This is a genomic window from Streptomyces chromofuscus (genome assembly GCF_015160875.1).
GTDB classification, from domain to species: domain Bacteria; phylum Actinomycetota; class Actinomycetes; order Streptomycetales; family Streptomycetaceae; genus Streptomyces; species Streptomyces chromofuscus.
Window position 1 is genome coordinate 7,240,610 of record NZ_CP063374.1, and the last position, 24,177, is coordinate 7,264,786.

At 72.6% G+C, this 24,177-nt stretch carries 15 protein-coding genes and 3 pseudogenes; 13 read left to right on the top strand and 5 right to left on the bottom strand.

Annotated elements, in window-relative coordinates:
* Nucleotides 1-97 precede the first annotated feature (97 nt).
* On the top strand, nt 98-1,591 hold the full coding sequence (locus IPT68_RS32455; RefSeq protein ID WP_189700150.1) for an SDR family NAD(P)-dependent oxidoreductase: 1,494 nt from the start codon (nt 98-100) through the stop codon (nt 1,589-1,591).
* Between the two features lie 6 nt (nt 1,592-1,597).
* On the opposite strand, the gene IPT68_RS32460 is transcribed toward IPT68_RS32455, so the two are convergent.
* Complete coding sequence (locus tag IPT68_RS32460) at nt 1,598-1,771, bottom strand: lytic transglycosylase domain-containing protein (RefSeq protein WP_189700149.1); 174 nt, start codon at nt 1,769-1,771, stop codon at nt 1,598-1,600.
* A 587-nt stretch (nt 1,772-2,358) separates the two neighbouring features.
* Nucleotides 2,359-2,894 (bottom strand): annotated as a pseudogene (locus IPT68_RS32465) (HD domain-containing protein).
* 473 nt (nt 2,895-3,367) lie between these two features.
* Here IPT68_RS32465 and IPT68_RS32470 point away from each other — a divergent pair.
* Complete coding sequence (locus IPT68_RS32470; RefSeq protein ID WP_189700148.1) at nt 3,368-3,541, top strand: hypothetical protein; 174 nt, start codon at nt 3,368-3,370, stop codon at nt 3,539-3,541.
* A gap of 54 nt (nt 3,542-3,595) precedes the next feature.
* Nucleotides 3,596-4,078, top strand: a complete 483-nt coding sequence (locus IPT68_RS32475; RefSeq protein WP_189700147.1) for a GNAT family N-acetyltransferase — start codon at nt 3,596-3,598, stop codon at nt 4,076-4,078.
* Here the strand turns inward: IPT68_RS32475 and IPT68_RS32480 are convergent.
* Complete coding sequence (locus tag IPT68_RS32480; RefSeq protein WP_189700146.1) at nt 4,075-5,421, bottom strand: amidase; 1,347 nt, start codon at nt 5,419-5,421, stop codon at nt 4,075-4,077. The genes IPT68_RS32475 and IPT68_RS32480 overlap by 4 nt on opposite strands.
* Before the next feature lie 902 nt (nt 5,422-6,323).
* Entirely contained in the window at nt 6,324-7,379 is a 1,056-nt protein-coding gene (locus IPT68_RS32485; RefSeq protein WP_228040072.1) for a LacI family DNA-binding transcriptional regulator, read from the bottom strand.
* 235 nt (nt 7,380-7,614) lie between these two features.
* Between IPT68_RS32485 and IPT68_RS32490 the strand changes: the two genes are divergently transcribed.
* The 8 genes and pseudogenes from IPT68_RS32490 (at nt 7,615) to IPT68_RS32525 (ending at nt 18,840) form a co-directional block, all read left to right on the top strand.
* Nucleotides 7,615-8,904 (top strand): ABC transporter substrate-binding protein, encoded by a 1,290-nt coding sequence (locus IPT68_RS32490; RefSeq protein ID WP_189700145.1) that lies wholly within the window; start codon nt 7,615-7,617, stop codon nt 8,902-8,904.
* 6 nt (nt 8,905-8,910) lie between these two features.
* On the top strand, nt 8,911-9,798 hold the full coding sequence (locus IPT68_RS32495) for a carbohydrate ABC transporter permease (protein ID WP_189700144.1): 888 nt from the start codon (nt 8,911-8,913) through the stop codon (nt 9,796-9,798).
* Nucleotides 9,795-10,706 carry a carbohydrate ABC transporter permease gene (locus tag IPT68_RS32500; RefSeq protein ID WP_373300676.1) on the top strand — a complete coding sequence of 304 codons (912 nt, stop codon included), beginning with the start codon at nt 9,795-9,797 and terminating at the stop codon, nt 10,704-10,706. The genes IPT68_RS32495 and IPT68_RS32500 overlap by 4 nt, the downstream gene beginning before the upstream one ends.
* Nucleotides 10,707-10,759: 53 nt before the next feature.
* The gene (locus IPT68_RS32505; RefSeq protein ID WP_189700143.1) at nt 10,760-12,025 is read left to right on the top strand and encodes a glycoside hydrolase 5 family protein; all 1,266 of its coding nucleotides are present in this window, start codon (nt 10,760-10,762) and stop codon (nt 12,023-12,025) included.
* Nucleotides 12,022-14,055 carry an endo-beta-N-acetylglucosaminidase gene (locus IPT68_RS32510; RefSeq protein WP_189700142.1) on the top strand — a complete coding sequence of 678 codons (2,034 nt, stop codon included), beginning with the start codon at nt 12,022-12,024 and terminating at the stop codon, nt 14,053-14,055. The genes IPT68_RS32505 and IPT68_RS32510 overlap by 4 nt, the downstream gene beginning before the upstream one ends.
* A 31-nt stretch (nt 14,056-14,086) precedes the next feature.
* Nucleotides 14,087-17,107 carry an alpha-mannosidase gene (locus tag IPT68_RS32515; RefSeq protein ID WP_189700141.1) on the top strand — a complete coding sequence of 1,007 codons (3,021 nt, stop codon included), beginning with the start codon at nt 14,087-14,089 and terminating at the stop codon, nt 17,105-17,107.
* 385 nt (nt 17,108-17,492) lie between these two features.
* A pseudogene (locus tag IPT68_RS32520) lies at nt 17,493-17,864 on the top strand (SDR family oxidoreductase); the annotation flags it as partial.
* Nucleotides 17,861-18,840: pseudogene (locus tag IPT68_RS32525) on the top strand (aldo/keto reductase). The pseudogenes IPT68_RS32520 and IPT68_RS32525, both read left to right, overlap by 4 nt.
* 114 nt (nt 18,841-18,954) lie before the next feature.
* Here IPT68_RS32525 and IPT68_RS32530 read toward each other — a convergent pair.
* Nucleotides 18,955-20,376 carry a lipase maturation factor family protein gene (locus IPT68_RS32530; protein ID WP_189700139.1) on the bottom strand — a complete coding sequence of 474 codons (1,422 nt, stop codon included), beginning with the start codon at nt 20,374-20,376 and terminating at the stop codon, nt 18,955-18,957.
* A gap of 152 nt (nt 20,377-20,528) precedes the next feature.
* Between IPT68_RS32530 and IPT68_RS32535 the strand changes: the two genes are divergently transcribed.
* Complete coding sequence (locus IPT68_RS32535; protein ID WP_189700138.1) at nt 20,529-22,040, top strand: DUF6777 domain-containing protein; 1,512 nt, start codon at nt 20,529-20,531, stop codon at nt 22,038-22,040.
* A gap of 54 nt (nt 22,041-22,094) precedes the next feature.
* The gene (locus IPT68_RS32540) at nt 22,095-24,173 is read left to right on the top strand and encodes a SpoIIE family protein phosphatase (RefSeq protein ID WP_194074034.1); all 2,079 of its coding nucleotides are present in this window, start codon (nt 22,095-22,097) and stop codon (nt 24,171-24,173) included.
* The last annotated feature ends 4 nt before the right edge of the window (nt 24,174-24,177 follow it).

A 24,177-nucleotide genomic window follows, 5' to 3' on the forward strand; every position in this document is an offset into this window, starting at 1 on the left:
TTTGGCGGTGCGGCCCGGCGCTCCGTAAAATCTGCCGTTCGAATGCGGGCGCGACCGGAGCGCCGCGACGGCAGAGATCCAGGGAACGGCAGCGGCGATGACGGTGACAGAGGACGGCTCGGCGATCACGGAAGAGGTCGTGTACGGGCCCGGCATCGACCCGGAGCGGCTCGCCGTCTGCCTGAGCGTGCTGGAGGAGCTCGACAAGCTGGACGTCGACCACCCCGACGCGATCCTGGTGCGCCGGGCCACGTCGCACATCTACCGCACCGTCAAGCAGCGCCGCCGCCAGGAGCGCCGGGCCGCCAAGACCGCCCACGACAAGGCGGTCACGGAGGCCACGGCGACCGGCTCCGCCGAGCGCATCGACGACGAGACGGAGGGCATCCTGCCCTCCTCCCGGACCGCCGAGGGCAAGATCGCGGGGATACTCCGGCGCCCCCGCTCCTGCTACACCTGCAAGACCCGGTACGTCGAGGTCGACTACTTCTACCACCAGCTGTGCCCGAGGTGCGCCGCCGAGAACCGGGTCAAGCGCGACGCCCGCGCCGACCTCACCGGCAAGCGCGCGCTGCTCACCGGAGGGCGCGCCAAGATCGGCATGTACATCGCCCTGCGGCTGCTCCGCGACGGCGCGCACACGACGATCACCACGCGCTTCCCGAAGGACGCCATCCGCCGCTTCAAGGCCATGGACGACTCGGCGGACTGGATGCACCGCCTGGAGGTCGTCGGCATCGACCTGCGCGACCCGGCGCAGGCCGTGGCGCTCGCCGACCAGATCGCCGGGGCCGGCCCCCTCGACATCCTCATCAACAACGCGACGCAGACCGTGCGCCGCCTGCCCTCCGCCTACGCCGCCCTGGTCGAGGGCGAGAGCGCCCCGCTGCCCGCCGGCGAGCTGCCGGCCCACCACGTCATCGGCGCCTTCAACTCCGGCGCGGTCGACGGCCTGGCCGCGCTGCCCGTGGGCATCAGCGGTCTCGACGCCCAGAAGGTCGCCGACCTCGCCCTGGTCGCGGGCAACGCCAGCGTCGCCCGGCACCTCGACGGCACCGCCATCGACGCGGGCGGTCTGGTCCCCGACGTCGTCGAGACCAACACGTGGGTGCAGACCATCGACCAGATCTCCCCGGTGGAGCTGCTGGAGACCCAGCTCTGCAACTACACCTCGCCCTTCATCCTGATCAGCAAGCTCCGGCCGGCCATGGCCGAGGCCGCGCGGAAGGCGGCCAGCTCACGCGCGTACGTCGTGAACGTCTCGGCGATGGAGGGGGTCTTCGGTCGCGGCTACAAGGGCGCGGGCCACCCGAACACCAACGCCGCCAAGGCCGCGATGAACATGGTCACGCGCACCAGCGCCCAGGAGATGTTCGACGCCGACGGCATCCTCATGACCTCCGTCGACACCGGCTGGATCACCGACGAACGCCCGCACTACGACAAGCTGCGCCTCGCCGAGGCGGGCTTCCACGCCCCGCTCGACCTGGTCGACGGCGCGGCCCGCGTCTACGACCCGATCGTGCGCGGCGAGGCGGGCGAGGACCTGTACGGCGTCTTCCTCAAGGACTACGCGCCCGGCAGGTGGTGAGCCCGCTCACCAGTCGCTGCGGGTGTTGTCGACGAGGTCCAGCCAGGCGATGCCCATGAGCAGCGCGGCCACGCCGACCAGCAGGGCGCTCACGGCCAGGGCGAAGAACAGGACGGTGCGGGACAGGCCCCCGAGGTCGGGGGTGCGGCGGGGGCGAGGGGGCGGCGTGATGTCGCTCATGGATGCCACCTTCTTCACGGCGGCCTGCCGGAGCGTCCCGGCCCGGCTGCCGAGGCGCGCCGGCCGGCAGGTACCGGCCCCATGATCCCACCCACCACCCGCCCGCGCCCGCCCACCGCCACCGGCGCACACCCCGGCGACCGAACCGGCCGCCGACACCACGACCGGCTCGAGCGCGGCGCGGTTGCCGCCGCCGACCGTGACCGGGTCGAGCCCGGCGTCGGCTGCCGACTGCGTGTCTGGGGGAGGCCCGGGGCGGGTTGCCGAAGGTGGTGAACCTCAGGGGCCGGTGCCGGTTGCCGACGGTCTTGATCGGGCGAGGCCCGGTGCCGGTGGTCTGCGGCCGTGAACGGGGCGAGTTCGACGCGGGTTGTTTCCGCTCCTGACCGGGGCGACCCGGCACCGGTCGCCGACCGTGGGGCGGCCGTGTGCAGAGGCGGTCGTGACGCTCCGGGCCGCCCGTCGGCAGCGGTGGCCGAGTGTCGGCCGCCGGCCGGGGTGAGCACGGCGGGTGCCGGCCGCCGGGTCGAAGGCTCACCGACGGTCGTTGTCGGCGGGCGGCTGCGCGCCGGTGCCCGTCGCTGTGATCAGTCGACGGCCCCGAGCGGGGAGTTCCGGGCCGCGACGAGTTCCAGGACCATGCGCCGGTCCTCCAGCACCCCGGCGTCGAGTCCGACGACCTTGCCGGCGTCGTCGGCCTGCCGCAGGGTCACGGCGTCCTCGGCGAGCGGGTCGCGGGCGAAGGCAGCCGCCTCGGCCGGGTTCATCGCCCCGCCCTGCGGGGACAGGCCGCGCCCGGGGGAGACGGCGGCCAGGTAGCGCTCGGCCGGCACATGCAGGCGTACGAGACGGGCGACCCGTTCACCGAGCAGGGACCGGACCGCGTCCGCCGCGTGCTCCGCGTGCCCGGCGTCGTCGCCGGGCCGCAGCAGATGGCCGATGTCGTGCACCAGGCCCGCGACCTGGAGCTCCTTGTCGGCGGGCCGGCGCGACGCAGCAGCGCGGCCGTCTGCAGCGCGTGGTCGTGCAGGTCTACCGGGGCGGCGCTGCGGTCCGGGGTGTCCCAGGCGTCGCGGCAGGCGTACAGCAGATCCATCAGCTCCTCGACACTGCGCAGGTCCATGCGCCAGTCCTCCCGCCGGACGAGCCGTTGCCGTGCGTCAGCAGACCATGGCCGGCTGGCGAATCGGCCAACGGGACTTGAACTGCGCGACGTCACGACGGCCGCCGGTCGCCGGTGTGTTCACCCGGGTAGGCCGGTCAGGTGAGTTCGTATGGGTCCATTTCGTTACAAATGGCCATAGAATTCGCTTGATCGAGCACCGGATGACGTGCGATCGTTACCCGGAGTTTTCAGCCCCATCGAGCGGCCCCCCGCTCATTTGGTTAATCTGGTACGGACGGACAGCAACAACGGGTCCCTACCCACACCCACCGTCCGTCCCGGGACAAGCCGGTGCACATCGGCCTGCTCTCACGCGAGTTACCGACGCCACCGCGTCCTACAGCGACATGTCAGACCCGAACGGGCGCCGGGCAGCGGACCGCAGGTCGCCGGCGCACCCCGAGGGTGACCCGACACATAAGGAGTGCGCGGTGACACCGGAGAAGACGAATCGCGAACAGCGCCCCAAGGAACGCACGGAGCGTGCGGGCCGCCGGCCAGGCCAGATCGGCAGCCTCGACGTGTGGGCGAGGTCCGCCCCGATCCGGCTGGCGGGGTACGAGGACGACCTCGCCGAGCCGCACATCCTGCCCAGCGTGGACTGACCGGCAGGAGCCGTTCGCGATCGCCGACCGCATGGGCGTGCGACACTCACGCCCATGCTGATCAGGGAAGCCACGGCCGACGACTGGCCGCACATCTGGCCGTTCTGGCACCGCATCGTCGCCGCCGCCGAGACCTACACCTGGGACCCGGCCACCACCGAGGACGCGGCCCGCGCCCTGTGGATGAGCCCGGCCAAAAGCGTGTACGTCGCCCAGGACGACGACGGAGCCGTCATCGGCTCCGCCTACCTCACCCCGAACTACGGCGGGCCCGCCGCCCGGATCGCCAACGCCGGCTTCATGGTGGACCCCGACCAGGCCGGCCGCGGCATCGGCCGGGCCCTCGCCGAGCACATCCTGACCGAGGCCAAGGCCCACGGCTACCGGGCCATGGTGTTCAACGCGGTCGTCGAGACCAACCCGGCCGTACAGCTGTGGACGTCCCTCGGCTTCACCGTCCTGGGCACGGTTCCGGACGCGTACGACCACCCCAGGCACGGCAGGGTGGGCCTGCACATCATGCACAAGACCCTCTAGTCGAGAGGCGCCGTCCGCCGCCACGGGCGGGCCGCCTCCAGCCGGCCCGCCAGGTCCAGCAGTTCCGCCTCCGACCCCGGCCGCCCCACGAGTTGCACGGCGCAGGGGGCGCCCGACGGCAGGGTGCCGAAGGGCACGGCCATGGCGGGCAGGCCGGTGAGGTTCCACGGCGGAGTCATCGGGGAGTAGCGGGTGTTGGCGGCCACGTTGCGCAGCCAGCCCCGCTCGTGCCAGGGCCCGGCCTCGGGCGAGCGGCGTGCCAGCGCGGGCGTGAGCAGTACGTCGTACTCCGCGAAGAACGGTTCGAGGCGCCGCCGCAGCTCCTCCCGCCCGGCGCCGGTGCGCACGGTGCGCACGAACCGCCGTCCGACGGCGGCGTGGACGCGGGTGCGCCGGGCCAGCAGCCGCGCGTCGAGTCCTTGGGCGTCGACGCAGGTGCCCGCCGTCCAGTGGGCGAGCGAGGTGAGGCTGAGCGTCGCCGGGTACGGCGGGTCGGCGCGCCGCACGTGGTGCCCGGCCTTCATGAGCAGCTCGGCGGCCTGACGGGCGGCGGTCGTATACGACTTCGCGACGGTGACGCCCAGGACGGGGCTGCGCAGGGAGACGGCGATGCTGCGGGTGGCGGCGGGCGCCTGCCGCGCCACGGCGTCGGAGGCGGCGAGGACGGACAGCGTCAGCCGGGCGTCCGCGACGGTCGTCGCGAGCGGGCCGTTCTCCGACATGCCGAACCAGTCGCCGTCGCCGATGCCGGCCGGGACGACCCCCTGGCCCGGCTTGATGGTGACGACACCGCAGTTGGCCGCCGGTATGCGCAGGGAGCCCATGCCGTCGTTGCCGAGGGCGATCGGCACCATGCCCGCCGCCACGGCGGCCGCGCTGCCGCCCGACGAGCCGCCCGCCGTGCGCGTCGCGTCCCACGGGTTGCGGGCGGTGCCGTGCACCCCCTCGGTCGTACCGAACACACACAACTCCGGCACGTTGGTCAGCCCCACCACGACGGCACCGGCGGCGCGCAGCCGGGCGACGGTGACGTGGTCCTGCTCTGCGGGGGTGTCCGGCGTCGCGGCCGACCCGTTGCGCATGCACTCGCCGCGCACCGCCAGGTTGTCCTTGACGGCCACGGGCACGCCCGCGAGCGGCAGTCCCGCCAGATCCGCCCTGGCCGCCACCTCGTCGGCCTCGGCGAGGGCCCGCTCGGCCCGGACGGCACGGAACGCGCCGATCCGTCCGTCCAGCCGCTCGATCCGCGCCAGATGCGCGGCCACCACCTCCCGCGGCGTCACCCGCTGCTCCCGCACGGCGGCGGCGATCTCGACGCCGGTCCGTCCGACCCAGTCAGTCACGGGCGCTCCTTTGTCGTGGGTACGGCCTGAGGATGGCCCGTCGGCATCCTCGCAGAGCCGACTTCCTCCGGACGGCTCAACTGGCCCACGCAAATCCGTCCTCGCGGACAACCAGCCGCGCCTGTCGCGAACCGTCGCTGGGGGCAGGGCATGCGCCTGGCGGAAGCCGTCGTTGCGGACGGCTGCCGCGCCCCACGTGGGAAGGCACCGCACGTGTCTCGCGCAAGCCGTCGTCGCGGGCAAGCAGCCGCTCCTCGCGCAGACCGTCGTTGGGGGCAGGGCATGCGCCTGGCGGAAGCCGTCGTTGCGGACGGCTGCCGCGCCCTACGTGGGAAGGCACCGCACGTGTCTCGAGCAAGCCGTCGTCGCGGGCAAGCAGCCGCTCCTCGCGCAGACCGTCGTTGGGGGCAGGGCATGCGCCTGGCGGAAGCCGTCGTGGCGGACGGCTGCCGCGCCCTACGTGGGAAGGCACCGCACGTGTCTCGAGCAAGCCGTCGTCGCGGGCAAGCAGCCGCTCCTCACGCAGACCGTCGTTGGGGGCAGGGCATGCGCCTGGCGGAAGCCGTCGTGGCGGACGGCTGCCGCGCCCCACGTGGGAAGGCACCGCACGTGTCTCGAGCAAGCCGTCGTCGCGGGCAAGCAGCCGCTCCTCACGCAGACCGTCGTTGGGGGCAGGGCATGCGCCTGGCGGAAGCCGTCGTTGCGGACGGCTGCCGCGCCCTACGTGGGAAGGCACCGCACGTGTCTCGCGCAAACCGTCCTCGCGGGCAAGCGGCCGCCGTGAGCGGCGGCGGCCGCTCCCATGGACAGCAGCCGCGCCCCGGCGGCAGCCCGCGGCCGTCTCCGCCTTCCTGGGCCCGCGGCCCCCACCAGTCATCCGGCACGGTCACCCCCGGCCCGCTTCACCTCCCGTGCGGCCCGGTGCTGTCCCGACCGATCAGTCGCGGAACCGGCACCTGCACGGTCCGTGCCGGGCCCCCGTCCAGCAGCGACGTCAGTTCCTGTGCGGCCGTCCGGCCGAACCCCACCGTGTCGCGGGAGAGCGCGGACAGCCACGGTTTGACCATGCGGCACAGCGCGGAGTCCTCCCACGCCACGACCGAGACGTCGCCCGGCACACCGAAGCCCAGTTCCGTCGCGGCGGCGACCCCGGCGACGGCCATCACGTCGTTGTCATAGATCAGCGCGGTCGGCGGAGCCGCGCCGGACAGCACCCGGCGGGTCACGGCGGCGCCCTCCGCGTCGGAGTAGTCGGTGGTCACCGACCGCACCTCCGTCAGACCGCGCCGCTCGGCCTCCGCGCGCAGCGTCCGGATGCGGCGCTGGGTGTGCGCCAGCCCCGCCAGGCCGGCGATGTGCACGACGCGCCGGTGACCGAGGGCGTACAGCTCGCCGACGACCGAGGCCATGGCGGCGCCGTCGTCGGCCCAGACCGTGGACAGGCCGGGGTGGCGTTCGTCGGGTGCGCCGCCGATCACGACAGCGGGCAGGCCGAGTTCGTCGAGGAGGTCCGGCCGGGGATCGTCCGTGCGTGGATCGACGACCAGGACGCCGTCCACCCGGTGCTCGGCCCACCAGCGCCGGTACACCGCGCACTCGTCGGCCAGGTCCTCGGCGACCTGGAACAGCAGGCCGAGATGGCGCTCCGCCAGCACCTCCTGGATGCCCGAGACGAGTTGGAGGAAGAAGGAGTCCACGCCCAGCGTGTGCGCGGGCCGCGCCAGCACGAGACCGACCGTCGCCGCCCCCTCGCCGGACAGCGCGCGCGCCGCCGTGCTGGGCCGCCAGCCCAGCTCTTCCGCGACCCGCCGCACCCGTGCCCGGGTGGCTTCCGAGACCCCGGGCCTGCCGTTGAGCGCGAAGGACACGGCGCTCTCCGAGACCCCGGCACGCCGCGCGATGTCCTTCATCGTCGGCCTGCGCGCGGGCGACCGCTTGCCCGACACCCCTGCCCCCATTCCGTCAGCACGTCATCATCACGGGACTAATGCGCTTGAGCGCCTGCCCGTGTGGTCGAGCCTAAAGCGCATTAGCGATCTGCGGCAAGACCCTGCACACAACCCGCTGACCTGCAGTCATGTTCAACTAATGCATTTAGCTGAGCCGAATCCATTGACTCCGCGCGGAGTTCCCATGCAAGGTCTGCCCCGGCATAATTTCCCGCTCACTTCGTCGTAAAGGAGCCCGGTCACCGTGCGCATCTCCCGCAGAGTCCTGGCCGCCGCCGCCGTCATCGCCGTACTGCCGCTCAGTGCCTGCGGCTCCGGAGGCGACGACGGCGGATCGGCCGACGCCTCCGGCAAGATCGAGGGCGACATCACCTTCCAGACCTGGAACCTGAGGGCCAACTTCAAGCCCTACTTCGAGGGCCTGATCGCCGAGTTCGAGAAGCAGTACCCCGGCACGGACGTGAAGTGGATCGACCAGCCCGCCGAGGGCTACGCCGACAAGATCAGCGCCGACGCGGCCGGCGGCACCCTGCCCGACGTCGTCAACGTCTCGCCCGACCTCGTCGCCCCGCTCGCCAAGGCCGGCCTGGCGCTGGACCTGGACAAGGCCGCCCGACAGTACAAGAAGGAGTACCTGCCGGGCGCCTGGGCCGGTCACCAGATACCGGGGATGAGCGGCACGTACGCCTTCCCCTGGTACCTCAACACGGGGCCGTTGTTCTACAACAAGTCACTCTTCGACAAGGCCGGCCTCGACCCCGACCAGCCGCCGAAGACGTACGACGAACTCTTCACGGCCGCCCTGCGGATCGCGGAGAAGACCGACGGCGAGGTCGCCACCCTCGCCAACGTGCCCACCATCGAGGACTTCGGCCGCTACGGCGTCCCCCTCATGAACAAGGAGGGCACCGGTTTCACCTTCAACGACGCCAAGGGCGTCGAACTCCTCACCAAGTACAAGGAGCTGTACGACGCCAAGGCCCTCGACCCGCAGGCGCTCACCGCCACCCCCGAGTCCTCCGGCAAGAAGTTCCTCACCGGCGCCGTCGCCATGAACCCCGGCAGCGCGCTGGACCTCGGCAACTTCAAGAAGCAGGCGCCCAATCTCTACAAGAACATCGGCATCACCGACCAGATCACCAGCACCGGCCACGTCAACATGTACGTGATGGGCGTGATGGTGAACGCGCAGACCGAGCGCAAGCCCGCCGCCGTCGCCTTCGCGCACTTCGTCACCGACGCCGAGCACCAGATGTCCTTCGCGAAGCAGGTCGCCATCTTCCCCAGCACCGCCGGCTCGCTCGACGACCCGTACTTCACCCAGGAGGACGGCACCGACGAGACCCGGGTGCGGGTGGCCGCCGCCCAGTCGCTGAAGACGGCGGTCAACTACACGCCGGTGCTGTTCAGCGAGCAGATGAAGACCGAGCTGCGCAACGCGGTGGCCCGCGCGCTCCAGGGCAAGGAGAGCCCGAAGGAAGCTCTTGACAACGCTGTCAAGGCCTGTGATCGGCTGCTCCAGCAGCAGGGCTGAGCCACCGTGAACGGCTCCACTCGTGTGCGGCGCCAACTGCCCTCCAGCCCGTGGCTGTTCGCCGCCCCCGGACTGCTCGTCATCGGCGCCTTCGTGCTCCACCCGTTCGTCTCCACCGTCGTCAACGCCTTCACCGACCGGCGGACCCTGGTCCCCGGCGAGTTCGTCGGCCTCGACAACTTCCGCGAGCTGATCCATGACGACATGTTCTGGATCGGCCTGCGCAACAGCACGCTGTACGTCGTCGGGGTCGTCCCCGCGCTGGTGGTCCTGCCGCTGCTGCTCGCGCTGCTGGTGCAGAAGAACATCCCCGGCATCACCTTCTTCCGCTCCGCCTTCTACACCCCGGTCGTCGCCTCGATCGTCGTGGTCGGCCTCATCTGGGTGTGGCTGCTGGACGAACGCGGCCTGGTCAACGCCCTGCTGGAGACGGTCGGCGTCGGCCGGGTCGGGTTCCTCAGCGACCAGTGGCTGCTCCTGCTGAGCGCCATGACCGTCACGGTCTGGAAGGGACTCGGCTACTACATGATCATCTACCTGGCGGCGCTCGCCAACGTGCCACGGGAACTCCACGAGGCGGCCGCGGTCGACGGCGCCGGACCGGTACGCCGCTTCCTGGCCGTCACCGTGCCCGCCGTCCGCTCCACCATGGTCCTGGTCGCGGCCCTCTCCTCGGTCGCCGCTTTCAAGGTGTTCTCGGAGGTCTATCTGCTGGCCGGTCCCAGCGGCGGCCCGGCCGGGGAGGACACCACGCTCGTCATGCTCGTGCAGCGCACCGGCACCGGCCTGTCCGGCCGGGTCGGGTACGCCTCCGCCATCTCCGTCGTCGTCTTCGTGGTGACGGTGGCCCTGATGCTGCTCGTGCTGCGGGCCGACCGGAGGGAGGAGTCGTGAGCGTCCTGGAGAAGGCACGGCCCGGGGCCGCCCCCGCCCCGCCCGCGGCCAGGAGAAGCCGGGTGAGCGACGAGCACGGGCGGCGCGTCCGCGCGTGGGAGCTGGCCCTGCGCTACCTGCTCCTGCTGGGTGTGCTGGCGCTGACGGTGGGGCCGTTCCTGTGGCAGCTGTCGACCTCGCTCAAGGGGCCGACCGAGGACATCTTCAGCTCCCCGCCGACGTTCCTGCCGGGCGATCCGACCCTGCACAACTACGAACGGGTCGCCGAGACCATCCCCGTGTGGGACTACGCGCTGAACTCGCTGAAGGTCGCCGCCGCCAACGTCGTGACCAACTGCGTCGGCTCCGCGCTCGCCGGCTACGCCCTGGCCCGGCTGCGCTACCGGGGCCGCCGGGCGGCCACGCTCGCCTTCGTGCTGGCGATGCTCGTGCCGGTGGAGGGCATCATCATCGCCCAGTTCACCACCATGCGGGAGCTCGGGCTGAACAACACCCTGGTCGGCGTGGTCCTGCCGGGCTGCATCAGCGCGCTGAACGTGCTGCTGATGCGCAACGCCTTCCTCAACCTGCCGTACGAGATCGAGGACGCCGCGTTCGTCGACGGCGCCAACGTCTGGCAGCGGTTCTGGCGGATCGCGCTGCCGTCGGTCAAGGGCACCCTCGCCGTCGTCGCGATCTTCGCGTTCATGGGTGCCTGGGACGACTTCCTGTGGCCGCTCATCGTGCTGAGCGACCCGTCCAAGTTCACGCTGACCATCGGCCTGAACTATCTGCACGGCACCTTCGCCAACGACGAACGGCTCGTCGCCGCCGGCACGATCATCGCCGTCGCCCCGCTGATCGCCCTCTTCGCCTGCCTGCAGCGGTACTTCTTCCGCGGGGTCGGCGAGGGCGCCGTCAAGGGCTGACCTCCGCACGCGACGGGCAACAGACCGTCCGCACCACGACCACCGGGACCTCCATGTCTTCTGCCGTGCGCTTCGGCGTCAACTACACCCCCAGTGAAGGGTGGTTCCACCACTGGCTCGACTTCGACCTGGACTCCGTGCGCGCCGACCTCGACTCGATCGCCGCCCTCGGCCTCGACCACGTGCGGGTCTTCCCGCTGTGGCCGTACTTCCAGCCCAACCGCACCCTGATCCGGCCCCGGGCCGTGGAGCAGCTCGTCGCGCTCGTGGACGCCGCCGCCGAACGCGGCCTCGACGTCAACGTGGACGGTCTGCAAGGGCACTTGAGCAGCTTCGACTTCCTGCCGGCCTGGACGCGCACCTGGCACCGGCGGAACCTGTTCACCGACCCCGACGTGCTCGACGGCCAGGCGGCCTACCTGCGCACCCTGGCCGCCGCCCTCGCCGACCGGCCCAACTTCCTCGGCATCACGCTGGGCAACGAGGTCAACCAGTTCGCCGCGGGCCCGCACCCCGACCCCGACCGGGCCACCGAGGAGCAGATCGACGCGTGGCTGACGCGGATGCTGGCCGCCTGCGCGCAGGGGGCGCCCGGCAAGCTGCACCTGCACGCCGAGTACGACGCCACCTGGTACCAGGACGACCAGCCGTTCACGCCGGCCCAGGCCGCCCGGCACGGTGCGGTGACCGCCGTGCACTCCTGGGTGTTCAACGGCACCGCCCAGCGGCACGGCCGCGCCTCCGTCCCGAGCGAGCACCACGCCGAATACCTCGTCGAACTCAGCAAGGCCTGGGCGAACGACCCGCACCGGCCCGTCTGGCTCCAGGAGGTCGGCGCGCCCGCACCGCTCGTCCCGCCCGAGCACGCCGCCGCCTTCACCGAGGCGACCGTGACGCACACCCTGGACTGCCCCGACCTGTGGGGCATCACCTGGTGGTGCTCGCACGACGTCTCCCGCGGCCTCGCCGACTTCCCGGAACTCGAGTACGGGCTGGGCCTGCTGACCAACGACCGGCGGCCCAAGGACGCCGCGCTGGTGCTGGCCCGCGCCGCCCGTGAGCACGCCGCGACCCCGGCGGCGCGGACCACGGCGCTCGTCGTGCCCGCCGACCCGTCCGTCCGCTCCCGCTGCGCACCCGGCGGCCCCGTCTTCGACGCCTTCTTCCGGCTGGTCGCCGACGGCGCCCGCCCCACCACCGTCCTCGACACGCGCGCGGACGACCAGGACCACCTCGCCGCGCGCGGCATCACCGAAGTCGTCACTCCCGACCAGGTACTCCCCGTCCCCCCAGGTACCCACGGAGGCACCCGCTCGTGAACCCCACCCGACGCACCGTCCTGCTCGCCGGCGCCACCGCCGCCCTGCTCCCGTCCCTGCCCGCGACCGCCGCGCCCCGGCCCAGGGCGGCGGCGCTCCAGCCGTACGCCTCCTACTGGTACCCGGACTCCCTCCCCTCCGGCACCCCGGGCGCCGGCATCACCTGGCGCAGCCTGAAGGCCTGGCGCGCCGCCGAGGACGCCGACCTCGCCTTCAACGCGGCGCGCGAGCCGCTCGCCGCCCGGTTCACCCCGACTCCGGCGAACCCGACGGCCCGCACCGACCAGGCCCGCATCCAGTCACTGGTGTCCTTCGGGCCCACGTCCTCGAACCCCTCGCAGGGTTCCGCCACCGCCGACTACTACGCGCCGACCCACTGGGCCTACGTCGACGAGCTGGTCTTCTGGGGCGGTTCCTCCGGCGAGGGCCTGATCCTCGCGCCCAACGCGCCGATCGTCGACGCCGCCCACCGGCACGGCGTGCGCGTCCTCGGCAACATCTTCCTGCCGCCGGTCGCCTACGGCGGGCAGTTGCGGTGGACGCGGGACCTGGTGCAGACGGACTCCGCGGGCCGGTATCCGCTGGCCGCGCAGCTGGTCGCGGTGGCGAAGGCGTACGGCTTCGACGGCTGGTTCGTCAACGCCGAGACCGGCGGCGGGGACGCGGCGCTGGCGACCGCGATGCAGGGCTTCCTGCGCGAGCTGAAGTCGCTCGCCGCGGCCGAGGGGCAGCGGGTCACCTGGTACGACTCCATGACCGTGAGCGGCTCGGTGAGCTGGCAGGGCGGGCTCACCTCGCAGAACGAGGCGTTCTTCCGGGCCGCCGACGACATGTTCGTCGACTTCCGGTGGTCGGCGAGCAGCCTGGCCTCGTCGGGACAGCGCGCCGAGCGGCTCGGCCGCAGCCGCTACGAGCTGTGGGCGGGCGTCGACGTCGAGTCGAACGGCTCGAACACCGCCGTGAACTGGGACGCGATCGTGCCCCGCGACTCCGCGCACACCGTGTCCCTCGGCTTCTACCGGCCGGAGTGGACCCGCAACCACCTGCCCGCGGGCGCGCGCACGCCGAAGGACTTCCACGCGGCCGACGACCGGTTCTGGACCGGTCGGTCGCTGGACCCCTCACGGCCGGACGCCGACGACCCCTGGCGGGCGCCCGCCGTGGTGGTCGCCGACCGGTCGACGGTGACGTCCGTGCCGTTCGCGAGCGTGTTCAACACCGGGCACGGGCTGCGCTGGTACGAGGACGGCGAGGTCGCCTCGGACGCGCCGTGGAACCACCTCGGCCTCCAGGACCGGCTGCCGTCGCGGCAGTGGGTCGTGCGCACGCCGGGTCGTCGGCCGGCCGTCTCCTTCGACTTCGCGGACGCCTGGCGAGGCGGAAGCAGTGTGCTGGTCGACGGTGACCTGGACGCCCCGGTGATCGTCGACCTGTACGCGACATGGCTGCCGATCGGTGTGAACACGGTCGTCGAGCTGACCCATCGGATCGACGCCGGCGCCGTGAATATCGAGCTGGCGGTCGCCACGGCGGAACCGGGTACGCCGGGTGCGACACCGCCGTATACGTTTCTGCCTGTGAACCCCGTCAACATAGAGCCTGTGAACGCGGTCAACGGCTGGCAGGCGCTGACAACCCGGCTCACCGGGCTCACCGGTACCGTCCGCGCGCTCGGCGTCCGGCTCACCCCGTCCGGCACCGGCCCGGTCCGCTGGCGGCTCGGCGGGCTCGCCGTGCGCGACGCCACCACCGAGACCCCGGCCGCCCCGACCGGCCTGCGCATCACCGCGGCCTCCGGCGGCGACCTGCGTTTCGCCTGGAACGCCGCCCCCGGCGCCGTACGCCACTACACCCTGCACCGCCTGCTGCCCGACGGCACCCGGCGCTTCCTCGGCGGCACCTGCCAGCTCGCCCACTTCGCGGCCGGCCTGACGCCCGAACAGGGGGAGCGCACGGCACGGTTCGAAGTGCGCTCGGTAGGGGAGCTCTACACGTCGTCGGCCCCTGTCACCGTGACCCACCCCTGGTAAATCATCCGCACCGAGCTACGGAGCACCCCGCATGCATGACGACCGCAGCCTCGTCGAAGCCCGCCTCAAGCGCGTCCTCGACGAACGCATCCGCCCCGCCGTGTACCCCGAGTCCGTGCCGCTCGACGTGGCGGTGTGGCACGCCCCCGACGAGCCGGTCCCGGTCGCCGAGGGCCTTGCGGCCGAGCCCGGGCCGATCGAGGTCGGCGCCAAGTGGGGTGCTCCCTGGGGCACCAGCTGGTTCCGGGTGACGGGAACCGTGCCCGAGGCCTGGGCGGGCCGCACCGTCGAGGCGCTGCTCGATCTCGGCTTCGACGAGAACATGCCCGGCTTCCAGTGCGAGGGCCTCGTCTACCGCCCCGACGGCACCCCGGTGAAGGGCCTGAACCCGCGCAACCAGTGGGTGCGCGTCGGCACGCCCGTCGCGGGCGGCGAGGAGGTGCGGCTCCACATCGAGGCCGCGTCCAACCCCGTCATCCTCGACTACCACCCCTTCGTGCCCACGCGGCTCGGCGACAAGGAGACCGCGGGCAGCGAGCCCCAGTACACGCTCACCCGCATGGACCTCGCCGTCTTCGACGAGACGGTGTGGCAGCTCGTGCTCGACCTGGAGGTCCTCGGCGAGCTGATGGCCGAGCTGCCGGCCGACGCGGCGCGGCGCTACGAGATCGTCCGGGCCGTGGAGAGGGCGCTGGACGCGATCGACCTGCAGGACGTGAACGGCACGGCGGCCGAGGCGCGCGCCCGCCTCACCGGCGTCCTGACCACCCCCGCCGCCCCCTCGGCGCACCGCGTCAGCGCCGTCGGCCACGCCCACATCGACTCGGCGTGGCTGTGGCCGCTGCGCGAGACCGTCCGCAAGGTGGCCCGCACCACCGCCAACATGACCGCCCTGCTGGACGACGAGCCGGACTTCGTGTTCGCCATGTCCCAGGCCCAGCAGTGGGCGTGGGTGAAGGAGCACCGGCCCGAGGTGTGGGCGAGGGTGAAGAAGGCGGTCGCGGACGGCCGGTTCGTGCCGGCCGGCGGAATGTGGGTGGAGTCGGACACCAACATGCCGGGCTCGGAGGCGATGGCCCGGCAGTTCGTGCACGGCAAGCGGTTCTTCCTCGACGAGTTCGGCATCGAGAACGACGAGGCCTGGCTGCCGGACACCTTCGGCTTCGCCGCCGGACTGCCGCAGATCATCAAGGCGGCCGGCTCCAAGTACCTCCTGACGCAGAAGATCTCCTGGTCGCAGACCAACAAGTTCCCGCACCACACCTTCACCTGGGAGGGCATCGACGGCACGCGGATCTTCACCCACTTCCCGCCCGTCGACACCTACAACTGCTCCATGAAGGGCAGCGAGATCGCCCACGCGGCCCGCAACTTCAAGGACAAGGGCGTCGCCCGCCACTCCCTCGCGCCCACCGGGTGGGGCGACGGAGGCGGCGGCACCACTCGCGAGATGGTCGCCAAGGCGGCCCGGCTGCGCGACCTCGAAGGCTCCGCGACCGTGGCGTGGGAGACCCCCGCGGCCTTCTTCGCCAAGGCCGAGGCCGAGTACCCGAACCCGCCCGTCTGGGTCGGCGAGCTCTACCTCGAACTCCACCGGGCCACCCTCACCAGCCAGGCGAAGACCAAGCAGGGCAACCGCCGCAGCGAACACCTGCTGCGCGAGGCCGAACTGTGGGCGGCGACAGCCGCCGTACGGACGGGCTTCCCGTACCCCTACGAGGAACTGGACCGCATCTGGAAGACGGTGCTGCTGCACCAGTTCCACGACATCCTGCCCGGCTCGTCCATCGCCTGGGTGCACCGCGAGGCGCGCGCGACGTACGAGCGGCTCGCCGGCGAGCTGAACGGCATCATCGACGCGGCCCAGCGCGCGCTGGCGGGTCAGGGGCGACGTGAACTCGTCTTCAACGCGGCGCCGCACAGCAGGCGCGGCGTCCCCGCGGGTGGTGCCGGTGCTCCGGCCGCCGAGGGCGAGGTGTCCGTGCGCCGGCGCGAGGAGGGCGGATACGTCCTGGACAACGGCCTGCTGCGGGTCGAGGTCGACGGCCGGGGCCTGGTCGTCTCCGCCTACGACATCGAGGCCGACCGGGAGACCGTCGCGCCGGGCCGGGCGGCCAACCTGCTCCAGCTGCACCCCGACTTCCCGAACATGTGGGACGCCTGGGACGTCGACGAGTTCTACCGCAACACCGTCACCGACCTGACCGGGCTCGACGAGATCACCGCGGGTGAGGACGGCGAGTCGGTGCGGATCGTACGGTCCTTCGGCACCTCGCACGTCACCCAGGTGCTGTCCCTGCCGCCGGGAGAGCGACGGCTGGTGCTGGACACGGAGGTGGACTGGCACGAGACGGAGAAGTTCCTCAAGCTGGCCTTCCCGCTCGACGTGCACGCCGAACGGTACGCCTCCGAGACGCAGTTCGGGCACTTCCACCGGCCGACCCACACCAACACCTCGTGGGAGGCGGCCAAGTTCGAGGCCTGCAACCACCGCTTCGTCCACCTGGAGGAACCCGGCTGGGGCGTCGCCGTCGTCAACGACTCGACCTACGGCCACGACGTCACCCGCAGCGTCCGCACCGACGGCGACGGCGGTACGACCACCACGGTGCGCGTCTCCCTGCTGCGCGCCCCGCGCTTCCCGGACCCCGAGACCGACCAGGGCGTCCACCGCTTCCGGCACGCCCTCGTGCCCGGCGCGGACATCGGCGACGCGGTGCGCGAGGGCTGGCGGATCAACCTGCCGGAGCGTCGGGTGACGGGCGCCGGCGAGGTCGCGCCGCTGGTGACGGTCGATCAGGAAGCCGTCGTCGTCACCGCGGTCAAGCTGGCCGACGACGGCAGCGGCGATGTGGTCGTCCGCTTCCACGAGGCGCACGGCGGGCGGGCCCGGGCCACGCTCACCGCGGGCTTCGAGGTCACCAGCGTCGCGGTGACCGACCTGCTGGAACGCCCGCTGCCGCAGGCTGCCGCGCCCGTGGTCGACGGCGGGCGGATCGCCGTACGCCTGCGTCCCTTCGAGCTGGTGACGCTCCGGCTGCGACGGGGATAGCCGCGCCCGGGGTCGCGAGGACCCGTCCCGGCCCCGTCCGGGGCGGGCCTCAGCCAGGCAGGTGGTCCGGCCGCTACGCCGTCAAGGTGCCGAGGCAGCGGCCGCAAGGCTGTTGTGACGCCGACTCGTCTGATAAATAGGCGACGACTGCTCCGATCGCACGGCACGAGGAGCCGGCAGATGGCCGACGCGACGCAGCGGAATGGACGGCGCCTGCGGCAGCGTCACGGACAGCGCAGGGCGGTATCGGGAGCCCGGGTGCCGCCGACGCCCGGGTGACCTCCGGCCGCGCCCAGGACCGACCCGCCGCGGCTGCCCGCAACCGACCGAAAGGCCTCCCGTGTCCCCGTCCGCCGTTCGCGTCACCGCGGTCGACACCTACGACATCCGCACGGCCCGTGCCTGCCTGCCGCACCGGCCTGCGTCGTCCCCCGCGGCGATCGTGAACACGTGCTCCGTCACGGCCACCGCGGGCCCGCCCCGGCGAGCGCGGTACAGCGTCACCAAGGGCGCGATGTACTCCCTCACGCTCGCCATGGCCGCCGACCACGTCCGCGGGGGCATCCGCGTCACCTGCGACAACCCCGGCACCGCGGACACCCCGTGGACCAGCCGCCTGCTGGACGTCACGGCAGCGGAAGTCGCCCACACCACCGCCTGCTTGGCGAGCCCGATGTCCGGGGCGACCACCGGCACGGCACCGGCGGTCGACGGCGGCATGCGGGGCCCGCGCCCGCGACCGGCGGACCCGCGGTGAGCGGCGCCCGGGCGGGTGCGGCCCCGCTCGCCTTCGGCGCCGCCGGGATCGGCAACCTCTACACCGCGATCTCCGACGAGCAGGCGCACGCCGCCGTGACCGCCGCCTGGCGGCAGGGCATCCGGCACTTCGACACCGCCCCGCACTACGGTCTCGGCCTGTCCGAACGACGCCTGGGCGCGGCCCTGCGCGAGCACCCCCGCGCCGCGTACACGATCTCCACCAAGGTCGGCCGCCGCCTGGAACCGGCCGACGGCACCGGCGACGACCGGGCCAACGGCTTCGCGGTCCCGGCCACCCAGCGCCGCGTCTGGGACTTCACCGCGGACGGCATACGCCGCACCCTTGACGCCTCCCTGGAACGCCTCGGCCTCGACCGCGTCGACACCGTCTACCTGCACGACCCCGACGACCACGCCGAACAGGCCTTCCGCGAGGGCTACCCGGCCCTGGAGAAGCTGCGCTCCGAGGGCGTGGTCGGCGCGATCGGCGCCGGCATGAACCAGACCGCGATGCTCACCCGTTTCGTCCGCGACACCGACGTCGACGTCGTGCTGTGCGCCGGGCGCTACACCCTCCTCGACCAGAGCGCCCTCACCGAGCTCCTTCCCGCCGCCCGGGAACGCGGCACGGCCGTGGTGATCGGCGGCGCCTTCAACTCCGGCCTGCTCGCGGACCCGAGTCCGGGAGCGACGTACAACTACACCCGGTACCCGAGGAGTTGCTCGACCGTGCGCTGCGGCTGAAGGCGGTCGCCGACCGCCACGGCACGACCCTGCGTGCCGCCGCCCTCGCCTTCTGCGCCGCCCACCCGGCCGTCGTGCACGTCCTGGTCGGCGCTCGCTCGGCCGCCGAGGTCGACGACTGCGCCGCGCAGTTCTGCACGCCCGTGCCTGCGGCGTTCTGGCAGGAGCTGCGGGCGACGGGGCTGCTTCCCGCCGAGGCCCGCCTGCCCGTCGACAAGGGGCCGACGTGACCGTGGACACGCACCACCAAGGAACCTCCGACGGCGTCCGCCACGCGCGCCCACGACCTTGGACGGCGTCCGCCACGCGCGTCCACGCTCTCTGAGCGGCGTCCGCCACCCCGGCTACGACTTCTGAGCGGCGTCCGCCAGCCGGGTCGGCGGCAGGTACTCCCGTACGTACGTCCGGTCCCAGCAGGCGCCCGTCTCCCGCAGCTCCCGCCACGTCGTGTAGCGGTAGCGGAAGAGGCGGGCCCGGACGAAGCGCGGGGGCTCGTCGGGCGGGAACGGGGAGCGGCGCAGCAGCTTCAGGGTGTCGCGGTCGTTCTCCAGCAACCGCTCCACCAGCGCGCCGAACCACGAACCCGCGTAGGCCGGGGACAGGGCCGCGAACCACATCAGCCAGTCCAGCCGCAGATGGTAGGGCGCGAACTGCCGAGGCCAGTGCCGTGGATCACCGGGCTTGCCCTTGAACTCGTACTCCCGCCAGTCGGAGTCCTCCCGGGGCACGGCGTCGGCGGTGCCCTCGACGACCACCTCGTAGCGCACCCGGCTGACGCTGCCGAAGGCGCCGTAGGTGTTGACCAGGTGCAGCGGGTCGAAGGAGCGGTTCATGACCTGGCGCCGGGAGATCATGTTGGTCACCGGGCGGTAGCTGAGGAACGCGATCAGCGCGGCGACGGCCAGGACCACGACGACGTACCACAGCGGCGCGTCGGGCACCGACGGCGCGTCGGCGGGGAACCGGACCGCCGAGAGGGCGAGCACGATGGTGATCCAGTTCAGCCAGGAGAAGTTGCCGGACAGGACGAGCCACAGCTGAGTGACGATCATCAGGGCGGCGGCGGCCGTGGCGATCGGCTGCGGAGTGAACAGCAGCACCGGCACGACCAGTTGGGTGATGTGGTTGGCGGCCACCTCCACCCGGTGCAGCGGCCGGGGGAGATGGTGGAAGAACCAGCTCAGCGGGCCCGGCATCGGCTGGGTCTCGTGGTGGTAGTCCAGGCACGTCAGCTTGCGCCAGCAGGCGTCGCCGCGCAGCTTGATCAGGCCCGCGCCGAACTCCACCCGGAACAGGATCCAGCGGAGCAGGAACAGCACCACGACCGGCGGCGCCACCTCGTCGTTGCCGAGGAACACCGCGAGGAAGCCGACCTCCAGAAGCAGTGACTCCCAGCCGAACGAGTACCACGTCTGGCCGACGTTGACGATCGACAGGTACAGCAGCCAGGGCAGCGCCCACAGGAGTATCCCGGCCCACAGCGGCAGCAGCGAGTCCACGCCCGCCAGCAGCGCCGCCGACACCGCGCAGCCCGCCCACGCGCACCCTGCGAAGAGGCGGTCGGAGTAGTGGAGGTGGAAGAGACTGGGCGCCCGCTTGAACGGCACCGACTGGGTGAAGCGTGGGACCGGCAGCATGCCGTGTGTCCCGATCAGCGCCCGGAACTGCAGGGCCGCCGTCAGGAACGCGACCAGGTAGACGGCCGCCAGGGCCCGCTGGAAGACCAGCCGGGTCAGCCAGTAGTCGGGTGCGGTGAACCACTCCACGGTCTGCGCTCCTCTCCTTCATTCTGGCGCCGCCCCGCGGGCTCCGCTCCAGCCCTGGAGTCACTGTCGGTGGCCGCACCCTCCGCTTGCGTGACCCGAGCGAGTGAAGCAGACAATAGTGGCGAAATGCCCCGGACGATGCGGAGTACGTGGTGCGCATACCCACCGGAGCCCTCGTCACGGCCTGCGCCCTCTCGGTGACCCTGCTCGCCACCGGCTGCGGCGCCGACGGTGGCAAGGGCACGAGAACGAGCGGGGAACCGGAACTTCTCCTCCAGCCGGTCGATGACCAGGGCCCGGACCCCTTCACGGACTCCACGGCCACCTCCTCGGCCACCCCGGCCTCCGTCACCCGAACGCCGCGGTCGGCCCCGGCGGCCGGCTCTCGCCCCGGCGCGAACGCCGCGGCGCCCCTCAATGGTGTGCGCTCCTACTTCGGCTGGACCCCCGGCCTCTACGGCGGCCGCGTCCGGGCGGGCAGTTGCGACGTCGACCGCCAGATCCGCCTGCTCGACGCCGACCGGGACCGGGCCCAGGCCTTCGCCCGGGCCGCCGGCGTCTCCCGGGCGTCGATCCCGGGTTACCTGCGCGGCCTCACCTCGGCCGAACTGCGCGCCGACATCCGGGTCACCGACCACGGGTACCGCGACGGCCGCGCCGTGCGCCACCAGTCCGTCCTCCAGGCGGGCACCGCCGTCCTCGTGGACGACCGGGGCGTGCCCCGGGTCCGCTGCGCCTGCGGCAACCCGCTCGACGTCCCCGCCGTCGTGCCGGGCACACCGGCCGGCCGCGGCCGGGCGTGGGCCGGGTACCAACCCGGCGAGGTGGTCACGGTGACGCCGGCGCCCCGGGCGATCACCGGCATCACGCTCCTCGACGTCGTCGACCACACCTGGATCGAGCGGCGGATCGGGCACGACGTCCGCCACGACAAGGTCCTGCCCAGGCCCCAGTGGCAGCCGGACCGGCCGAGCCCGTCGACCTCACGGCCGCAGGGGACCGAGTCCGGCGGCCTGCCGACCGACGGAGCTTCCGCGGCGGTGGTGGGCGGCGCGGCGACGACCCCGGCGCCGGAGAGGCCCGGGACCGGCGCGGTCATGCTGCCGACGGCGGGCGAGTCCGCCTCGCTTCTCCCCACACCTACGGCGGGCGACGCCACTCCTCTCCCGGCGCAGTCGGCGGGCGACGCCAATTCCCTCCCGTCGCAGGGTGCGGGCACGGCCCCCTCCCTGCCCGGCCAGTCCGCGCACCAGGAGCCCGTCGAGCCCCAGTCCGTCGAACCTGTACAGCCCCAGCCCGTCGAGCCCGTTGAGCCCGAGCAGCCGGTTGAGCCCGATCGGCCCGTCCAGCCGGTCGAACCTGTACAGCCCCAGGCCGTCGAGCCCGTCGAGCCCGTCGAGCCCGTTGAGCCCGAGCAGCCGGTTGAGCCCGATCGGCCCGTCGAGCCCGGCGCCCCGGCGGAGGAGATCGGCCCCGAGGTCGTCCCGGAGAACCCCGACCTGCCCGACGGCGGTGGTCTGATCCCGGACGACCCGGACGCCGGCGACGACACGGGCGGCGTCGGTGACGCGGGCGACCTCGGTGACGCCGGTGAGGCCGAGATACCCGTCGACCAGGGCGCCCGCCATGCCCCGGACACCCCTGGAGCCCCCGAGATCCGGTAAGCGCCCCGAGCTGATCCGGTCGAAGAATCGGTCAAACCCTGGCAAGGTGGGCCCATGGTTGATCGGGGAGCGAGCGCCCTGTCACTCCCGGACGACTGGCCCGCCCACCCGGACCCGATCCTGGCGCTCAACCAGATGGGCAGCTTCGACTGGGACCTGGACAACGGTCTGTTCCACATGGACGCCCAGGCCTACGAAGTCTTCGACCTGAGCCCTGACGAGTACGACGGCCGCCCGGAGTCCCTGACCGTGCGGGTCCCGTCGGCCGAAGGGCGGCGGCTGGACAGCCTGGTGGCCCAGGCCATCAAGGACGGCAGCGAGAACTACGGCGCCTACTTCCGCATCCGCCGCCGCGACGGCACCCTGCGCTGGACCCACACCCAGGGCTACATCCGCCGCGACGACACCGGCCGTCCGCGCCGGATCATCGGCATCGTCCGCGACGCCACCACCGAGCTCAACGAGTACGCGGCCCGCCGCGACCAGACCGCGTGGAACCTGGCCGCCCGCCGCGACCAGACCAACGTCGTGCAGCTCATCACGGCCGCCCTCGCCAACGCCCGGACCGTCCAGGACGTCATCGACGTCCTCAAGGACACCCACGGCGTCACCCACCTGGGCGCGACCAGCCTGGTCATGGGCCTGGTCGAGGCCGGACGCATCCGGCTGGTCGCCGAGGGTCCCGAGGGCAGCCTCGTCCCCGGCACCGAGTTCACCCGGATCAACGAGCCCTACCCGATGAGCGAGGTCGTGCGCACGCTCAGCCCCCGTTTCATCGAGTCCCCCGAGGACTTCGCCGAGGGCTACCCGATCCTGTGGCCGCACATCACCGACCTCGACATCACCTCGGCCGCCTATCTGCCGCTCATCGTCCAGGCCCGCCCCATCGGCGCGATGGGCCTGCTCTACAACGACCGGCGCGGCTTCACGACCGAGGAACGCAACATCCTGGTCGCCCTCGGCAGCAGCATCGCGCAGAGCCTGCAACGCGCGATGTTCTACGAGCAGGAGAAGGACCTCGCCGGCGGCCTGCAGCAGGCCATGCTGCCGCGCACCATCCCCAGCGTCCGGGGCGCCGACGTCGCCGTCCGCTACCGGTCGGCCTCCCTCGGCCGGGACATCGGCGGCGACTGGTACGACCTGATCCCGCTGCCGGGCGGCCGGGTCGGCGCGGTCATCGGCGACGTCCAGGGCCACGACACGCACGCCGCCGCCGTGATGGGTCAGCTGCGCATCGTCCTGCGCGCGTACGCCGCCGAGGGCCACACGCCGGCCACGGTGATGGCCCGGGCCTCCGTCTTCCTGCACGAGTTGGACACCGATCGCTTCGCGACCTGCCTGTACGCCGAGGCCGACCTCGCCACCGGAGTCGTCCAGGTCGTGCGGGCCGGGCACATCGATCCCCTGATCCGGGCGCCGGACGGCACCTGCCGCCGCGCCCCCGTGCAGGGCGGCCTGCCGCTCGGCCTGTCCGCCGAGTTCGGGTCGCTGGCCTACCCCGTCGGCACCATCGAGCTGGACCCCGGGCACACGCTGATCCTGTGCACCGACGGCCTGGTCGAACAGCCCGGCGCCGACCTCGACGACGGCATGCAGATCCTCACCGCGCTCATCGCCTCCGGCCCGCAGGACGTGTGGAAACTCGCCGACTCGCTCATCGACGTGGCCGAGGAGCGCGGCGGCGACGACGACGTGGCGCTGCTCCTGCTGCGCCGCCGCGGCATCGACGCGCCGCAGAGCGGCGGCCGCCTCCAGCAGCACGTCGCGCCCGGCGACCCGGAAGCCCTGCGGCAGGCCCGGCACATGATCCGCGCCGCGGTGCGCGCCTGGGGCGCCGCCGACAGCTCCGACGAGGTCGAACTCGTCGCCGACGAGCTGATCACGAACGCGCTGATGCACACCGAGGGCGCGGCGATCGTCACCCTGCGGGTCCTGTCCGACACCGACCGCCGGCTGCGCGTCGAGGTCGAGGACTCCTCCAGCGCCCTGCCCCGCCGGCGCGAGGCCGGCGAGTCGTGCGTCTCGGGCCGTGGCCTGCTCCTCGTGGACATCCTCGCCGACGTGTGGGGCGTGGAGGCGCGGGGCGGCGGCAAGTGCGTGTGGTGCGAGTTCGTGGTGCCGGAACGGGACTGAACGC

Bases quoted from the DNA above. Each gene is read 5' to 3' on its own strand.
- IPT68_RS32485 (WP_228040072.1), bottom strand. From the start codon at position 7,379: ATGGGGGCAGGGGTGTCGGGCAAGCGGTCGCCCGCGCGCAGGCCGACG.
- IPT68_RS32505 (WP_189700143.1), top strand. From the start codon at position 10,760: ATGTCTTCTGCCGTGCGCTTCGGCGTCAACTACACCCCCAGTGAAGGG.
- IPT68_RS32540 (WP_194074034.1), top strand. From the start codon at position 22,095: ATGGTTGATCGGGGAGCGAGCGCCCTGTCACTCCCGGACGACTGGCCC.
- IPT68_RS32475 (WP_189700147.1), top strand. From the start codon at position 3,596: ATGCTGATCAGGGAAGCCACGGCCGACGACTGGCCGCACATCTGGCCG.
- IPT68_RS32460 (WP_189700149.1), bottom strand. From the start codon at position 1,771: ATGAGCGACATCACGCCGCCCCCTCGCCCCCGCCGCACCCCCGACCTC.
- IPT68_RS32455 (WP_189700150.1), top strand. From the start codon at position 98: ATGACGGTGACAGAGGACGGCTCGGCGATCACGGAAGAGGTCGTGTAC.
- IPT68_RS32515 (WP_189700141.1), top strand. From the start codon at position 14,087: ATGCATGACGACCGCAGCCTCGTCGAAGCCCGCCTCAAGCGCGTCCTC.